Genomic DNA, 13,822 nt, shown 5'->3' with positions numbered 1-13,822 from the left:
CAACATACGGTTATGGCCGTATAGTCCTCATTCATGAGCAAATTTGTTGTTTTATTTTAACGGGTTAATGATCACTTGGTCCACCGTTTTCCCCTGCTGATCGAGAATTTTGAAGATTCCTTTTTCATCGTCTAAATCTACGCGAAGCACATTATTGTTGGAATTTACAATGACCGGAAATTGTATCGTATTTGTCGCATTTTTGATGATGTGTCTATGTAAATGTCCTGATAGCATGATCTGTATTCCTGCTTTGTTGAGGATAGGAACAAATTTCTCCAAAATCTCTTGTTCCCCATGCCATCCACCAAAAGGGGGCATATGACAGATTACGATCTTATATTTGGCATCTTTAAATGACGGATCTTCAATAGCTTGAGCTAACCAGGCCGCTTGTTCGCTTCTATAGTTATCCATATCTACAATGCCACTATATTCAATGTCGGTATCGGGTTTATCTTCACCACAATCTAAAATGATAAAACCAGCATTTCCATGCCTAAATTGGTCATACAGTTTACCTGTTGGTGTTGGGAAATATTTGGGATACGCAATGGCAAAAGGTCCTCGTGTTTCGTGATTTCCTCTTGAGTAAAACATTGGCTTTTCACTGGCGAATCTTTTAATAGCTGTATCCATAAACCCATCATACATCTGTGCTTCAGTTAGTAGGTTATTTACCATGTCGCCATTAAAGACCACAAAATCACTTGTCTTTAGATCGCCAACATCTAACAGCTTGTCGAGAATCTCGTTGCGTTCATGAATATCATTGACAACTGTGAAATGGGTAGATGTAGCCTTGCCAAAGGTTTGGAAAAATAGGGGTGCCTTTTGATAGACATCAGTGGCCACTACCTTTCAATAGTGTACATTGACACCAACATGTTTGAGGACTTCCTGGCTATATACTCTATACCGGTAACGTGTTCCGGGTTTCAAGTTGGTCAATGTTACTTGATGCAGCGTCCCCACTTTTTTAAAACCATAGGCAGCCGCATAATATTTTGTCCTTTCTTTAAAGTAAAAGTGGCTGGAGTCATCTAGGGCCAACTAAACCCAACCGGTAGCTGGTTTGTCTGTTGTCCAAATTATAGAAACAGATTGCTCTGTCAAACCTTGAATGAAAGGTAAGTGATTTATTCTAATCGCATCCTGACCAACTGCCATAAAACGATTGAAGAACAACAATAGGATGATGCATTTTAGTTTCGTCATTTTAGTGCTTGGGTCTATAATTGATGTTCCTCCGTAAATGATTTTTTTCAATTTAAAGATATAAAAATGTGTAAAAAAGCCATCAATCATAATGTAACAGTCTTGCTAGACTAAAAGGTGGCAAAATAGTCTTCACCTTGGTCGAAACACTCGGTATTATTGACGAGGGTGTGGCAATCACTTATGAAAGTACCTTCTGCACAAAAGCTATTGTAGAGATATCAAAAATTTCAGGTAAAGAGTTAAAAAATCTTCCAGCTGTTGATACAGAAAATACAATTGTTTCATATGTTTAGTTTAAGGCCACGTCGTGAGACGTGGCTTTTATGTTTATTTGACACTACTTTCAAAATGATAAGTACCCGAACCTATATCATGGCTGGAATCAACGAGTACAATTTTTGCCCGTGTATTTGCCGGGACGGTGACATCTAGTTTCAATAGATTATTCTCTAAGACCCAGGCCGATTTTACCGTACCGTACACCGTTTCAAGTTCTGCAGATGCCTGTGTTAATTTACCTCCCGGTTTTGGGGCAATAACGATAGATTTATAACCCGGAGCATCTGCTGCCGAGTTAATTCCAGCTATTGTTCGATACATCCAGTCACCAATGGCGCCATAGGCGTAATGGTTATAGGAATTCATGTCTGGAGTTTGAAAAGATCCATCAGGTTTAATACCATCCCATCTTTCCCAGATGGTGGTAGCGCCCATTTTCACGGGGTAGAGCCACGAGGGATAACTCTCTTGCATCAATAGATCGTATGCAACGTCATTATGTCCAAATCGAGTTAAGACATGGCATATATAAGGGGTGCCCAAGAAACCTGTCGTGAGGTGGTTGCCATAATCCCGGATGTTGGCAACAAGGCGATCAGCACATGCGGCTCGTAATCCTTCAGGCAACATATCAAATTGCAGTGCCAGTACGTAAGCAGTCTGTGTACCGGATACGAGGCGACCTGTTGGAGTCATATACTCCTTTGCAAAGGCTGCTTTGATGTTAGAAAGTAATGCCGTGTATTTGGCAACGTCTTCTTTTTTGCCTAAGACCTCCGCTGCGTTAATCAGTAGTTGCGTCGAGTGAGCATAAAAAGTCTGTGCGATTAGATATTTATCGGTTACAGCGGCTCTTCCATCATTATCATCATTCGGACGGTAAAAAAGCCAATCCCCAAAATGAAAACCTGAATTCCAGAGATTATTTTTCGCAACAGAAGTAATATAACCCACCCATTTTTGCATACTCTCGTATTGTGTTTCCAATATTCTGCGATCTCCATAAGCGCGGTACATATCCCAAGGAATAATTGTGGCTACATCGGCCCAACCAGCTGACGCACCATCATTGATTCCGAGTACATTTGGTACGACATGAGGAATGAGTCCGCTGGGTTGTTGGTCAGCTTTGACATCCTTTAGCCATTTCGTGAAGAATCCTGCTACATCCATGTTGTAAGCCGCGGTATTCGCGAAAGCTTGTGCATCGCCTGTCCAACCTAAGCGTTCATCGCGTTGTGGACAGTCGGTAGGTACGTCTAGGAAATTTCCTTTTTGTCCCCATTGAATATTGTGCTGCAATTGGTTGATTAGGGGATTGGAAGTCGTAAATTTACCCGTTGTCGCCATATCAGAATAGAGAGCCACGGCCGTTAGATCATCGGATTTTAATTCTCCGGGATAGCCCTCAACTTTTACATATCTAAAACCCTGAAAAGTAAAATGCGGTTCAAAGACTTGTTCGGCCCCGCCTTTTAAAATATAGCTGTCCTGAGCTTTGGCAGATCGTAGATTTGTTGTATAAAAATTACCTTCTTTAGTAAGTACTTCAGCATGACTTATCGTAATCTTTGTTCCAGTAGGGCCCTGTGCCTTCAAAATCACCCATCCCACCAAATTTTGCCCAAAATCTACCACAGTTTCCCCTTTTGGGGTTTTAAAAATGCTGAGGGCTTTAAACTGCTCATGTTTCCTAACAGGAGGACCGCTCATCGCGATAAGCTTTTCCGTTCCTTTGTTCATCACATTTACATTCTTCCAGTTGCTATCTTCTTTAAAATCAATATTATCCCATCCAGTAATCTCCATTCTAGCATCGTAAATCTCTCCATCATAGATATCCGACGCCATAATAGGCCCATAAGTATACTTCCAGTTCTCATCCGTATTTATTGTTTCCTTTGTGCCGTCGGTATATTCGACCTCAAGTTGTAAAAGCAGTCCCCGTGTATCGCCATAGAAATTATGCTGGTTTCCAAATCCAATACGGCCTTTATACCAGCCATTGCCAAGACTTGCGCCCAGCACATTCGAACCGACCCTAAGAAATGCTGTAACATCGTAAACTTGGTATTGCAACTGGTTCTTGTAACTGGTCCATCCCGGAGCAAAATATGTGTCACTTATACGGGTGCCATTAAGCTTGGCTTCGTATAGGCCTTTTGCCGTAATATAGGCCATCGCTGATTTTATCTTTTTTTTCAGGCTGAATTCTTTTCTGAAAAGTGGACTTCGGGACGAAGTGTCCTTTCCTGAGACAGTGATCCATTGTGCAGACCAATCTGAGGCTGAGATTCCCATTTGAAAGAATCCAATTGTGGACCAGGCAGATGTATTGCCATGATTGTCTTTTACCCGGACTTGCCAAAAATATTTTTTCTTTGACTGAAGGGGAGATCCCGCGTAGTCAATTAACACAGATTGATCTGTGGAAGCACGATGTTTCCAAACTAGATCTTTATCTTTATTTAAGAAAACTTTGTCTGTTCCCACTCGGATTTCATATTCGGCTTGTTGTGTGTTTTTCTCCGTAGAGGTTATTTTCCAGCTCAATCTCGGAATCTCAGTTTCAACGGCCAATGGATTGCTCAGATGCTCTACCTTTAGGTCAATTACCTCTAGTTTTTGAGCGAAAGTGGAGAGATTTAGTACGATCAGAAATCCTAATATTCCTAATTTTTGAAGCATAGTCTTCATAGATGGTTTTATATTTGATTAGTAACGTGTTGCTTGGAGTATAAAAGTAATATAGCTATTATCCGCAATAAATTTTATATAAGCGTCATGTACTATCCTGACACTAAAGAAAAACTTGTCTTATGCTAAGGTCGATTGGAAAATCTATCTATAAATTCGTTAATAATAACGGAAAATCGAGGCCGTATTTAATATTCAAAAAATAAAAATTGACAATGGAAAATTATAGTCAAACTATCCAGTTGGGTGTAACAAAGGATCGGGTTTTTAAAGCACTAACCGATGAAATACCATTTTGGTGGACAACCATGTTTGAGGGCTCTTCCAATAAGAAGGACGATAGATTTACAATTCGCTTTGGCGATCTTATTTACAAAGTAATGCAAGTGGAAGACTTATATGAAAATGCAAAAGTTGTTTGGCATGTCGAAGATTCATTGATAACCCTTCCTGGATTGAAAAATCAAAAAGAATGGATTGGCACAACGATCGTTTGGGACATCACTGAAAAAGAAAACGGGATTGTGTTGCAACTTGAACATATTGGCTTATCCCCTGAAATCGAATGCTATGATATTTGTACAGATGGATGGCGACAATTTGTGAAAAGTTTAGAAGCATATATTGAAACAGGTAAAGGACAGCCTTTTTCGAATTGATCTTTGCTAGCAAATATAGCTTCTGTTAAGGTATTACTATCTTCATAGTGGGCTGGATGTGACAACCAAGCTTCCGGAATAGATTTTTTACCATAATAAAATATATAACTGTGATAATATATAACTGTGAGCCTGCCCTTGGGGGCTCCAGTATCTGTTTCTCCTCCGAGATTAATAATCCCTAAAACAGTGCCTCTATAATTTTTCTTTCCCCAAAAAAGTACCATAGGCTTGATTCTAAGCTGTCTATCACATATCCATTGGATCCCAGCTCATCTTCAGATTTACTCCTGATGTCATGTAAAATGACATGGTCGAAATAAAACCTCTCCACTGTGGAAAAATTGATTGGATCTGAATTCAATGGAACTATGATAGCTATAATTTCTTGTAGAAGTAGTTGTTAATTGTTTGATTAATTTATGAAAATAACAATTAAATTAATAATCTGTTTGATGAAATATTTAAAATTATTTACGATATTTGAATGAATTATAAAACTGTGAGGAAATAAAAATTAATATGCTTTCTGAAAGATCAATGGACCTATGGATCCGCATTGATGTGGAAAGCATTTATTTCTAGAATTGAATAAGAACAATGGAGTATTTTTCCCAACTTGGATACCATTCTAACGAAATCGTAAAATTCGCTGCCGCTAGCGGAATCTTTTCCCTACTTTTAAAATGTGGTGAAGTAATCCATTTTACACCACAAGATCCGGAGCATTTTAGAGCCTGGTTGATTGAAAAAAATATCGAAGATATTAAAAGCGAAAAACAGCAGCGAGAATTTTGGGGGACTAGCATTTAATACCATAAACAGTAGATAATATTTTGGTGAAAAGCCAAAAATTATATTTTTTTATATAAAAAATCAATTTATACGATCTTATGAAAAAGACATTACTTCTATTGGCGCTGCTGATTTGTATGACCATTAATAGCTTTGCCCAAGGCAGTTCTATGTTATGGAAAATTTCCGGTAATGGTCTAAAACAAGATTCTTATTTGTTCGGTACGATCCATATGTTGTGTCCAGACGACTTTGTCATCAAACAGAAGAATTTAGATGCGCTCAATGCTAGTAAAAAGGTAGTTTTTGAAGTTGATCTTTCCAAACCAGAAAATGCAAAATCTCTACAGGCATTTACTGTTTCGGATCCGAATTTTATAAAGTCATTTTCTGAAGACGATATCAAAAAGATGGACAGCGTGTTGATCGCACAGCAGCTTTCAATCAAATTGTTGGACTATGTATCACCTGTTGCTGTTATATCCTTGTTCTCGATGAAAGGATTTAATTGCCCGGATCCAACAAAGATGAAGTCTTATGAGGTTGAATTATCAGCACTTGCAACCAGCCAAGGAAAGGTAATAGGAGAGTTGGAGACACCAGAATTTCAGTTTAATTTACTGAAAGATCTCATTACACCCAAATTGTTCATGGAGTCTGTTTTTCAGTTGGACGAATACCCTGCATTGACCGTTAAGATGGTTCAAGCTTATAAATCAGAGAATTTGGAAGAGTTGACAAAATTGCTCCAAGATCCAGCCTGGATGACGGCAGAGCAAAAAGAAAAATTGTTAATTGGGAGAAATTTGAATTGGAGTAACCTGATACCCCCTATGATCAATGAAGAATCCTGTTTTATTGCCGTTGGCGCAGGGCATTTGGCCGGTGATCAGGGGCTGATTACCTTACTCCGAGAAAAAGGATTCAAAGTAGAGGCCGTAAAATAAATCTTATCTTAGTGGATATTTAAAACTAAGAAAAAAATGGCATCCGAGCACAACAAAACAGTAGAGATATTGAAAACAGGTGGCAAGACATATTTGATTTTTGGTATAAGTAAGGGATTAGGCAGAGCTATAGCGTTGAATTTGCCAAATGAGAATGATCTAATATTTGGTATTTCCAGGAATGAACCAAATTATTTAAGTGCCAATTCAGACATCCGATGGATTGCTACCGATCTATCCCAACCGAAAGAATCTTCGGAGACGATAAAGGCGATAATAGGAAATCAGCGGATTGATTATTTTATCTATAATGTTGGGATATGGGAAAAAGATGCATTTACGGAAGCGTATAATTTTGCAGATAGCAGCGCCTCCGAAATAATAAACTTAATCAATACGAATATTACGTCTTGCATTTTAAATGTACAGTCGGTAATAGATAATTTAAGACAATCGTCCAACGCTAAGATTATATTGATTGGTTCTACTTGGGGTTTAGATAACCACAGTGGAAAAGAAGTTGCATTCTCTGCGACAAAGTTTGCATTACGTGGTGTTGTCCATTCCTTACGAGAAAACCTTAGAAAAGATAAAATAGGTGTTTCCATATTAAATTTGGGCTATTTAGCGACAGAATTTGATCATAATGAAACCATAGAAAACGTTATTGTACAAACACAAGGTAATCTTATTCCCCTGCAAGATGTAATCCAAGCATTACGATTTATTATCTCTACTTCGGCGGCAAGCTGTGTAAAGGAAATTAATATGCCGGCAATGTGTGATTTCAATCTATAACATTGCTTTTGATCCGCACTTCTTGCCGTTATAAATTTTTTGACATCGCGATAAATTTGCATTTGGTCAACGTATACATGCACTATATCAAAAAGATTGGTGCTTGAGCCGTCCAAAAGCTTCCTTTGTTGAAAAAACATGAGGAAACAAGTATTATGTGCAGTTATACTCAGCGGTTTTACTACGCTGGCTGCACATGCTCAAAATGCAGTATCGGGACAGGTTGCTGTGGATTATGTCCCACTATCAAATTATATTCGCCCTGAAGATAGTGTTAAGACAGGTTCAAAGAGCGATTTTAGGCGAATACAGTTTAACCTGGAAGTTCCATTATCTACCAAAATAGATTCTTCTGGCAATATAAAACGCTGGTCCTGGAAGATAGGGGCAGCTTATGCAAAGATGGAAAATAGAGGGTACGAAGAGCCCTTATTCCCGACTGAAATGCTCAATGCAGAAATGGGACTTCAATACCTGACCTCATTAAGGAAAAATTGGTCTCTATTGACTTTCGCCTCCGTTGGGATTTATTCAGACCTCGTTAAAGTAAATGGTAAGGATGTACTGGGGCAGGGGGGAGTGCTTTTTATCAAAAAATTTAGACCGAATTTAGCTTTTGGTTTTGGCCCTGTGTTGAGCAATAGTTTTGGCGTGCCAATGATCTTACCGGGCTTGTATTTTGACTGGAAAACAAATGGAAAAGTGAAGTTCAATGTGAATTTCCCACAGGGTCTTTCCGCATCCTATCACCTCAATGAATTGGTTGATCTTCGTGCTGTCGTTAATCTAGATGGTATGACTGCAGAGCGAGAAAAGAATGGGAAATCTACTTTGGCTGGTTTTATGTTATTGACAGCTGGGCTTCAGCCTCAGTTCAATTTGGGCAAGAGCCTTAAGCTCCAGCTGACCGGCGGAAGCACACTTGCTAGATTGTATGTAGAAAATGATAGGTCGCTGAAAAGTTTATTCAAGAACAAAAGTCAGGCGGATCCCCGGTTTTCTCCAACCTTCTATACTTCCGTAGCACTTAAATGGAATATGCCTTAATCATCTGCTGAGGAGCTTCTTAAAAACAACATTTTGGAGAAGCTCCTCTCTTTTTGTACGCGATATCGGTAATTCTTGTTCCTGTATATATACTCTCCCTCCAGTAATAATATCAATGTGGTTTACATTGACTAGGTAGGATTTGTGAATACGAAAAAAATGGTTGCCGGGTAATGCCTCTTCCAAAGCTAACATGGTTTGATGGATTGTAATTGTACGGTCTTTAAAGTGAAGTTTTGTATAATTTTGCATACTTTCCGCGTACAGAATATCTGTCCAGGAGATTTTAACAAAAGCATCCCCCTGTCTTACAAATAACATATTGTCATTCGGACTACTTTCCTGTAAGGGTTTGTTCCGCTGTACAAAAAGCTGATAAGCTTTGGTGCTGGCCTGATAGAAACGCTGGAAAATTATAGGTTTGAGCAGGTAATCAACAGCTTGAAGTCTGAATCCTTCCAAAGCATATTCTGAATAAGCTGTGATGAAGATGCATAAAGGCGGGTTTTCAAGGGAGTCTAAAAAGTCTATACCACTGAGATAGGGCATATTAATATCTAAAAAAATAAGATCTATATCGCCCTGCTGTAACCTCGAAGTTGCAGCTAGTGCTGAAGGAAATGTTTCCACTAAATCCAAAAAATCGATCTGCTCGGTCATTTCGGCAATATGTTGCCGCAGCATAGGTTCATCGTCTACGATGATACATTTCATTTTAATTTCTTCCATTGTCAATAGTTAGCTGTTAAGATCGATGGTCAGTTGTATAGTAAAACTGTTGTCAAGTTTATGGATTGTTAACGAATAGTTGTTTTCATATTGCAGTTCCAGTCTTTTTTTTACATTTTCCAGCCCTATGCCCGAGTGTCCTGTCGAAGCTAATTGCGGATAGTCCTGATAACTATTACTGATGTTGAATTGAAGTTTTCCTTCTTCCTCAACACAGGATAGCTCTATGCTTCCTTTTTGATTTGGAAGGCGGTTTACGTGTTTAAATGCGTTTTCGACAAAACAGATGAGCATCAATGGTGCAATATATAAATCCTTTGAAGATTGATTCCATGAACAGCTTACATCCAGTTCGTTACCCCACCGCATTTTTTCTATGGCTATAAAATCCTGTAAATATTGCAGTTCGCGTGTTAAAAGTACGAGCGGTTGGTTGCACTCATAGAGCTGATACCTCAGAATGTCCGAAAATTTCAGAAGCAAATAATCGGCCATTTCCACATTCTTTTTCATAAGGATGTGAATATGGTTCAAGACATTAAACATAAAATGAGGATTGACCTGATCCTGTAAAAATTTTACCTGACTTTCAAGAAAATTCTGCTGCAATTGACCATGGATACGTTGAATATCTGCATGTTCCTGATAAAATCTAATCCCGCAGGCGGTACCATTGATCAGTAGGGAAGATGGAATTGCTTGATAGAAATGAGTGAGTATTAGATCTGTCCGTTCATGGTTAGATATTCCTTCTTTGGTGAGAATGAAGTAGTAATCTATGCCACCAATTAAAATAGCTAAAATGATCACAAAAGCGATCGCTTTCAGCACAAAAGGTTTCATTTGTTGAGTCTTGATCGCTTCAGGCAAAACCCGGTCACTCAGCCATTGTGATACAACAATGGACGAAACCATAATTAATGATGTATGGAATAAGGCCTGTAACGCATTGAATTCATCTTTTATTTGGATCCATACCGCAAATCCAAGTACAAGCCAAAATAAGATAAGGAAAAGATGTTTATTTAAATAGTTTTTTTTGAACATATGACGATTTAAAAAAAATACCTTTGGAGCCTGATTCCTAGGTAGCTCCAAAGGTAAAACTTATTCATTGTTTTAGAAGATAAAGTAACCCAATCCAATGGAAAATGCCTGTGGTTTGGATTTAAAAGATTTATTAAGGTCAGAAAAACCGCGTTCATAACGAACATCGAGTGTAAATCGCTGAATATCGACTCCCAGACCGCCGGTAACTTGTAAGTTTGATTTGTCAAAATGTTTGATTCCTTGTTGTATTGCTTTTAGAGGCGGCAAGTTGTCGTTTAGCGTATAACTGTAAATTACACCAGCCAATACCCGGAAATTGATGTCCTGATTTTGGTAGATTTTGTAGCCTGCAACGACGGGGATATCAATCGCATTCCATTTGAGTTTGCTTTCGGTTTGCCCTTGCGGTTTAAGTGCTGCTTTACGCTTATTGAAAAGAGCTTCACCCTGGATATAAGCTCTTCCAAGATTAACTCTTGCCATACCTCCTACGTGTAACCCTATGGCATATTTGTCATCTAAGTCTGCTAATTCGGTATTGAGTTTGTTGAGACTACTTCCCCCTTTAATACCCAATTGAATGAAAGGTTGCTCCTGAGCAAACAGTGTTTTGCTAAACATCATGGCAAATAATACGATGCATGATAAAATTGCTTTGTTATTCATTTTATATTGTTTTGATTTGTTCAAAAGAACGAAGGATCAATTCCTTGGCAAAAAGAGTTTGACGAACGGCATTTTTATAGTGACGAAGGTTAATATAGGGATGATTAATCTGTCAAGATTTCTATTTGTTTGTCAAGATTTCTGGCCTAAGCGTATTTTTTCTAGGATTGATGGGAAAAGGTCTATTATTTTTTTTAACTTACAAGATAGATTTTGTTTGGTCAATTGTGTTGTACAAATAATCGATTTCATGAAAAATCCATTGAAGCGAACGTTTTCCTTTTCCTATCTGGTATGGCCGTTTTGTCTGCTTATACTAACATCCTGTTCTAAAGAAGGACTTAATTCACAAGGAGGTCTAATAGATCCCGGTTTTAAAGCTGTCAACTTACAAACCGGAATCAAGGAAAATGTAATTCCGATCAAAGCGGATTTATGGTATGTATCCTATGTCAAAGATGTCCTTACAGGAGAAATATTGAAAGATTCCACTGGGAAAAAGCTCAAATTGGAGCGTACGGGCTCAATTGGAGTTGACGGCGGGTGGCTACAGTTGGAAAAAACAATTAATAACGAGCTTAAATTGACCTTATTGGAAAATTTTAGTGATCAGCCCAGGAATTTTGCTATTGGCATATTATCAGCGGATAAAATGGATGAAGTGAATTTTATTCAAACTAGGGCTGATGGATATGAGTTGGTCAAAAAAGAAATCAAAGAAGTGAAAGAAAGCCGGAAAATCTATGTCAGTACCGAAGGGTGTACTGCGATGAATCTGGTAAATAGCTCAAATCGAGAGCGAAAAGTCGATATCACTGCCATTTTTAAGGACGTAAAGTATAGTTCCGAATTCATAAGTGACAGCTACGGCGCTTTTGACTGGCTCAATAAAACAGATTCTACGATTTTCATGGATGAATTAATGGTAAATGGTGGAGTTCGCTGGCAAGGTAAAGTTCCTTACAGCAAAGACAAAACTTTTGAAAATTATATTAAATCTGGAGATAAACAAGAATTGCTGCTCAAACCCAATGCCCAGATAACTGCGAGAGGTGAATTCAAATACCTCGAAAGAACTTGCAATTATATCTTCACGATCAAGAATAAAACATCCGGGCACGAATTCCAAGTGAAGGGTACCTGGAAGCAAAAGGTTCCGCTGACCCCACGGACTATTTTGCAATAAGATTATTTATTCTATTGAACTAGCGAAGTCGGCATTTACTTTCATAAGGAGTGTAGTGCATGGTTTTCTGTTTTGTAGAATACCTTCAAATTCGTTTTTAGTTTGGTTCTTTTAAAGAGAGACTAAAAGTAAACTTCTTTTGCATTAAAAAGCTATAAACAGTAACAATAAAAGTGCAGAGAATTTGTGATGGAGTAGGATACCAAAGAAATTGCTCAACAAATAACTTCAACAGAAGGTAATTTATCAATAAAGAACCGAGATTGGAAAATAGATATCTACCTAACATCGTATAAACCGTAAATCCTAGAACTTGACAAATATATAAATCTGCTTACCTATAGGGGAGATGAACGACAAATTGTTTGAATTGAGAAAAAATTAGGATTACATCGCTATCTTTTCTTATACTTGCATTAAATTAGATTTATTCTAAATAACTGTGAAAAGCGAAAATACGATAATTGTTGATTTTAAGACTCCCAATGATTTTGAGGTCCTTTATAGGAATACTTCCGAACAATTATTCAATATTATTTTCAAACAAGTAAGAGACCACGCGATCACAGAAGAGCTTGTACAGAATATTTATCTCAGACTTTGGGAAAGAAGGTTTGAAATCCAACTATCTATCCCTATACAACATTATTTGAATCGTGCTGCTAAACTCGCAGCTTTAGATTACCTTAAAACCAATAATCGTCGGAACATACATCTTAAGCAACTCTATATTGAGCAGGAAGAGAGCGATAATGTCACTGAGAAAACTGTCTTTTTCAGGGATTTAAAGAAGAGGATCCATGCAATAACCGATCAGTTACCTCCCAAGTGCAGAACAGTTTTTGTTATGAGCAGAGAACAGGGGCTTAATACCCGTACGATTTCGCAACGTTTGTCAATCGCTGAAAAGACTGTTGAAGCACATCTGACCAAAGCTTTGAAAGCGATCAAAAATAGTATCGATCGAAAAATATAAAAAAAATCAAAACAGACTAAGGGTATTAGGTACTTTGGCCAACTATACTAATAAAGGGGCTATAATTAGATAATTGCCGTTTCCTTTGAAAAATTGATATAACAACAATACGTATTACACAATAGCTTTATTTTGGAAATTAACCCAGATATTTTAAAACGATATAATGAGCATACGGCCAGCGAAGCCGAACGCAAAGCAGTTGAAGAATGGCTCGATGATCATTCAATTGAAACTAATATTATCCCAACGAATGAATTGTATGCCATGAAAGCATCTGTATGGGATCGTGTTCACGAAAATATAATAGGAACAAATGTAATCAAGCTTGTGCGTACACGGAAAAAAAGTGACTACCTTCCGTTGACAGCGGCTCTCGGATTACTGTTACTAATAGGTTTAATCTGCCAACAATGGACTTCACGCGATCAGCGCTACTCCGATGCTATTGTCATTACTTCTGCCCAGGGTGATGTTGAGATTTTGGACGACCACTGCAAATTGCAATTTTCGGGATATCTTCAGGTCTTCAACCGTTCATCCAAAGTTAAATCGATTGAATGTAGCAACGGCGAGAAATACACCTTGGCACCGGGCGAGACCTATTATCTGGAAACCATCGATGGCAAACATTCTATTGTACAAGAAAGCAATCTTTCACCAGAAGATAATTGTTCGCGTTTCATCCGCGGTGACGTGAAAATATATGCGGGAAAAGCTAAAAACAATGTATAAAATTTACAGATTTCGAATCACAAATTACGCTATTTTA

At 38.1% G+C, this 13,822-nt stretch carries 16 protein-coding genes; 8 read left to right on the top strand and 8 right to left on the bottom strand.

Annotated elements, in window-relative coordinates:
* Nucleotides 1-51 precede the first annotated feature (51 nt).
* The 4 genes from GVK91_RS14805 to GVK91_RS14800 form a co-directional block, all read right to left on the bottom strand.
* Nucleotides 52-855 carry a metallophosphoesterase gene (locus tag GVK91_RS14805; RefSeq protein ID WP_200845631.1) on the bottom strand — a complete coding sequence of 268 codons (804 nt, stop codon included), beginning with the start codon at nt 853-855 and terminating at the stop codon, nt 52-54.
* A gap of 6 nt (nt 856-861) precedes the next feature.
* Nucleotides 862-1,053, bottom strand: a complete 192-nt coding sequence (locus GVK91_RS27765) for a fibronectin type III domain-containing protein (protein ID WP_227550358.1) — start codon at nt 1,051-1,053, stop codon at nt 862-864.
* Nucleotides 1,054-1,308 carry a hypothetical protein gene (locus tag GVK91_RS27380; protein ID WP_200845629.1) on the bottom strand — a complete coding sequence of 85 codons (255 nt, stop codon included), beginning with the start codon at nt 1,306-1,308 and terminating at the stop codon, nt 1,054-1,056.
* A gap of 240 nt (nt 1,309-1,548) precedes the next feature.
* The gene (locus GVK91_RS14800; protein WP_159729732.1) at nt 1,549-4,188 is read right to left on the bottom strand and encodes an alpha-L-rhamnosidase; all 2,640 of its coding nucleotides are present in this window, start codon (nt 4,186-4,188) and stop codon (nt 1,549-1,551) included.
* A gap of 224 nt (nt 4,189-4,412) precedes the next feature.
* Between GVK91_RS14800 and GVK91_RS14795 the strand changes: the two genes are divergently transcribed.
* From GVK91_RS14795 to GVK91_RS14775, 5 genes are all read left to right on the top strand, one after another.
* Nucleotides 4,413-4,856, top strand: a complete 444-nt coding sequence (locus GVK91_RS14795; protein ID WP_159729730.1) for an SRPBCC domain-containing protein — start codon at nt 4,413-4,415, stop codon at nt 4,854-4,856.
* Between the two features lie 600 nt (nt 4,857-5,456).
* Nucleotides 5,457-5,669: a hypothetical protein gene (locus GVK91_RS14790; RefSeq protein ID WP_153848488.1), complete on the top strand. Its 213-nt coding sequence runs from the start codon at nt 5,457-5,459 to the stop codon at nt 5,667-5,669.
* Nucleotides 5,670-5,749: 80 nt separating this feature from the next.
* Nucleotides 5,750-6,598: a TraB/GumN family protein gene (locus GVK91_RS14785; protein ID WP_159729728.1), complete on the top strand. Its 849-nt coding sequence runs from the start codon at nt 5,750-5,752 to the stop codon at nt 6,596-6,598.
* Between the two features lie 36 nt (nt 6,599-6,634).
* Nucleotides 6,635-7,396: an SDR family oxidoreductase gene (locus GVK91_RS14780; protein ID WP_159729726.1), complete on the top strand. Its 762-nt coding sequence runs from the start codon at nt 6,635-6,637 to the stop codon at nt 7,394-7,396.
* A gap of 138 nt (nt 7,397-7,534) precedes the next feature.
* On the top strand, nt 7,535-8,443 hold the full coding sequence (locus GVK91_RS14775; protein ID WP_159729724.1) for a DUF6268 family outer membrane beta-barrel protein: 909 nt from the start codon (nt 7,535-7,537) through the stop codon (nt 8,441-8,443).
* Here GVK91_RS14775 and GVK91_RS14770 read toward each other — a convergent pair whose 3' ends face one another.
* From GVK91_RS14770 to GVK91_RS14760, 3 genes are all read right to left on the bottom strand, one after another.
* Nucleotides 8,444-9,172 carry a LytTR family DNA-binding domain-containing protein gene (locus GVK91_RS14770; protein ID WP_200845627.1) on the bottom strand — a complete coding sequence of 243 codons (729 nt, stop codon included), beginning with the start codon at nt 9,170-9,172 and terminating at the stop codon, nt 8,444-8,446. It abuts the gene before it with no gap.
* 9 nt (nt 9,173-9,181) lie between these two features.
* Entirely contained in the window at nt 9,182-10,219 is a 1,038-nt protein-coding gene (locus GVK91_RS14765) for a sensor histidine kinase (RefSeq protein ID WP_159729722.1), read from the bottom strand.
* 72 nt (nt 10,220-10,291) lie between these two features.
* On the bottom strand, nt 10,292-10,888 hold the full coding sequence (locus tag GVK91_RS14760) for a porin family protein (RefSeq protein ID WP_159729720.1): 597 nt from the start codon (nt 10,886-10,888) through the stop codon (nt 10,292-10,294).
* A gap of 250 nt (nt 10,889-11,138) precedes the next feature.
* Here GVK91_RS14760 and GVK91_RS14755 point away from each other — a divergent pair, with 250 nt between their 5' ends.
* Complete coding sequence (locus GVK91_RS14755; protein WP_159729719.1) at nt 11,139-12,074, top strand: hypothetical protein; 936 nt, start codon at nt 11,139-11,141, stop codon at nt 12,072-12,074.
* A 97-nt stretch (nt 12,075-12,171) separates the two neighbouring features.
* Here the strand turns inward: GVK91_RS14755 and GVK91_RS14750 are convergent, their stop codons facing one another.
* Nucleotides 12,172-12,363: a GtrA family protein gene (locus tag GVK91_RS14750; protein ID WP_159729717.1), complete on the bottom strand. Its 192-nt coding sequence runs from the start codon at nt 12,361-12,363 to the stop codon at nt 12,172-12,174.
* Between the two features lie 153 nt (nt 12,364-12,516).
* Between GVK91_RS14750 and GVK91_RS14745 the strand changes: the two genes are divergently transcribed.
* Nucleotides 12,517-13,050 (top strand): sigma-70 family RNA polymerase sigma factor, encoded by a 534-nt coding sequence (locus tag GVK91_RS14745; protein ID WP_159729715.1) that lies wholly within the window; start codon nt 12,517-12,519, stop codon nt 13,048-13,050.
* 132 nt (nt 13,051-13,182) lie between these two features.
* The gene (locus GVK91_RS14740; RefSeq protein ID WP_159729712.1) at nt 13,183-13,785 is read left to right on the top strand and encodes a hypothetical protein; all 603 of its coding nucleotides are present in this window, start codon (nt 13,183-13,185) and stop codon (nt 13,783-13,785) included.
* Nucleotides 13,786-13,822: the final 37 nt, after the last annotated feature.

Source organism: Sphingobacterium sp. 18053, from assembly GCF_902706145.1.
Classification (GTDB): domain Bacteria; phylum Bacteroidota; class Bacteroidia; order Sphingobacteriales; family Sphingobacteriaceae; genus Sphingobacterium; species Sphingobacterium paramultivorum.
This window is presented reverse-complemented; position numbering and strand designations above follow the sequence as displayed.

What these genes read in the sequence shown, in the direction of transcription:
- GVK91_RS14795 (WP_159729730.1), top strand. Translation starts at nt 4,413, where the DNA reads ATGGAAAATTATAGTCAAACTATCCAGTTGGGTGTAACAAAGGATCGG.
- GVK91_RS14780 (WP_159729726.1), top strand. Translation starts at nt 6,635, where the DNA reads ATGGCATCCGAGCACAACAAAACAGTAGAGATATTGAAAACAGGTGGC.
- GVK91_RS14775 (WP_159729724.1), top strand. Translation starts at nt 7,535, where the DNA reads ATGAGGAAACAAGTATTATGTGCAGTTATACTCAGCGGTTTTACTACG.
- GVK91_RS14755 (WP_159729719.1), top strand. Translation starts at nt 11,139, where the DNA reads ATGAAAAATCCATTGAAGCGAACGTTTTCCTTTTCCTATCTGGTATGG.
- GVK91_RS27380 (WP_200845629.1), bottom strand. Translation starts at nt 1,308, where the DNA reads ATGATTGATGGCTTTTTTACACATTTTTATATCTTTAAATTGAAAAAA.
- GVK91_RS14770 (WP_200845627.1), bottom strand. Translation starts at nt 9,172, where the DNA reads ATGGAAGAAATTAAAATGAAATGTATCATCGTAGACGATGAACCTATG.
- GVK91_RS14750 (WP_159729717.1), bottom strand. Translation starts at nt 12,363, where the DNA reads ATGTTAGGTAGATATCTATTTTCCAATCTCGGTTCTTTATTGATAAAT.
- GVK91_RS14760 (WP_159729720.1), bottom strand. Translation starts at nt 10,888, where the DNA reads ATGAATAACAAAGCAATTTTATCATGCATCGTATTATTTGCCATGATG.
- GVK91_RS14785 (WP_159729728.1), top strand. Translation starts at nt 5,750, where the DNA reads ATGAAAAAGACATTACTTCTATTGGCGCTGCTGATTTGTATGACCATT.
- GVK91_RS14800 (WP_159729732.1), bottom strand. Translation starts at nt 4,188, where the DNA reads ATGCTTCAAAAATTAGGAATATTAGGATTTCTGATCGTACTAAATCTC.
- GVK91_RS14765 (WP_159729722.1), bottom strand. Translation starts at nt 10,219, where the DNA reads ATGTTCAAAAAAAACTATTTAAATAAACATCTTTTCCTTATCTTATTT.
- GVK91_RS14790 (WP_153848488.1), top strand. Translation starts at nt 5,457, where the DNA reads ATGGAGTATTTTTCCCAACTTGGATACCATTCTAACGAAATCGTAAAA.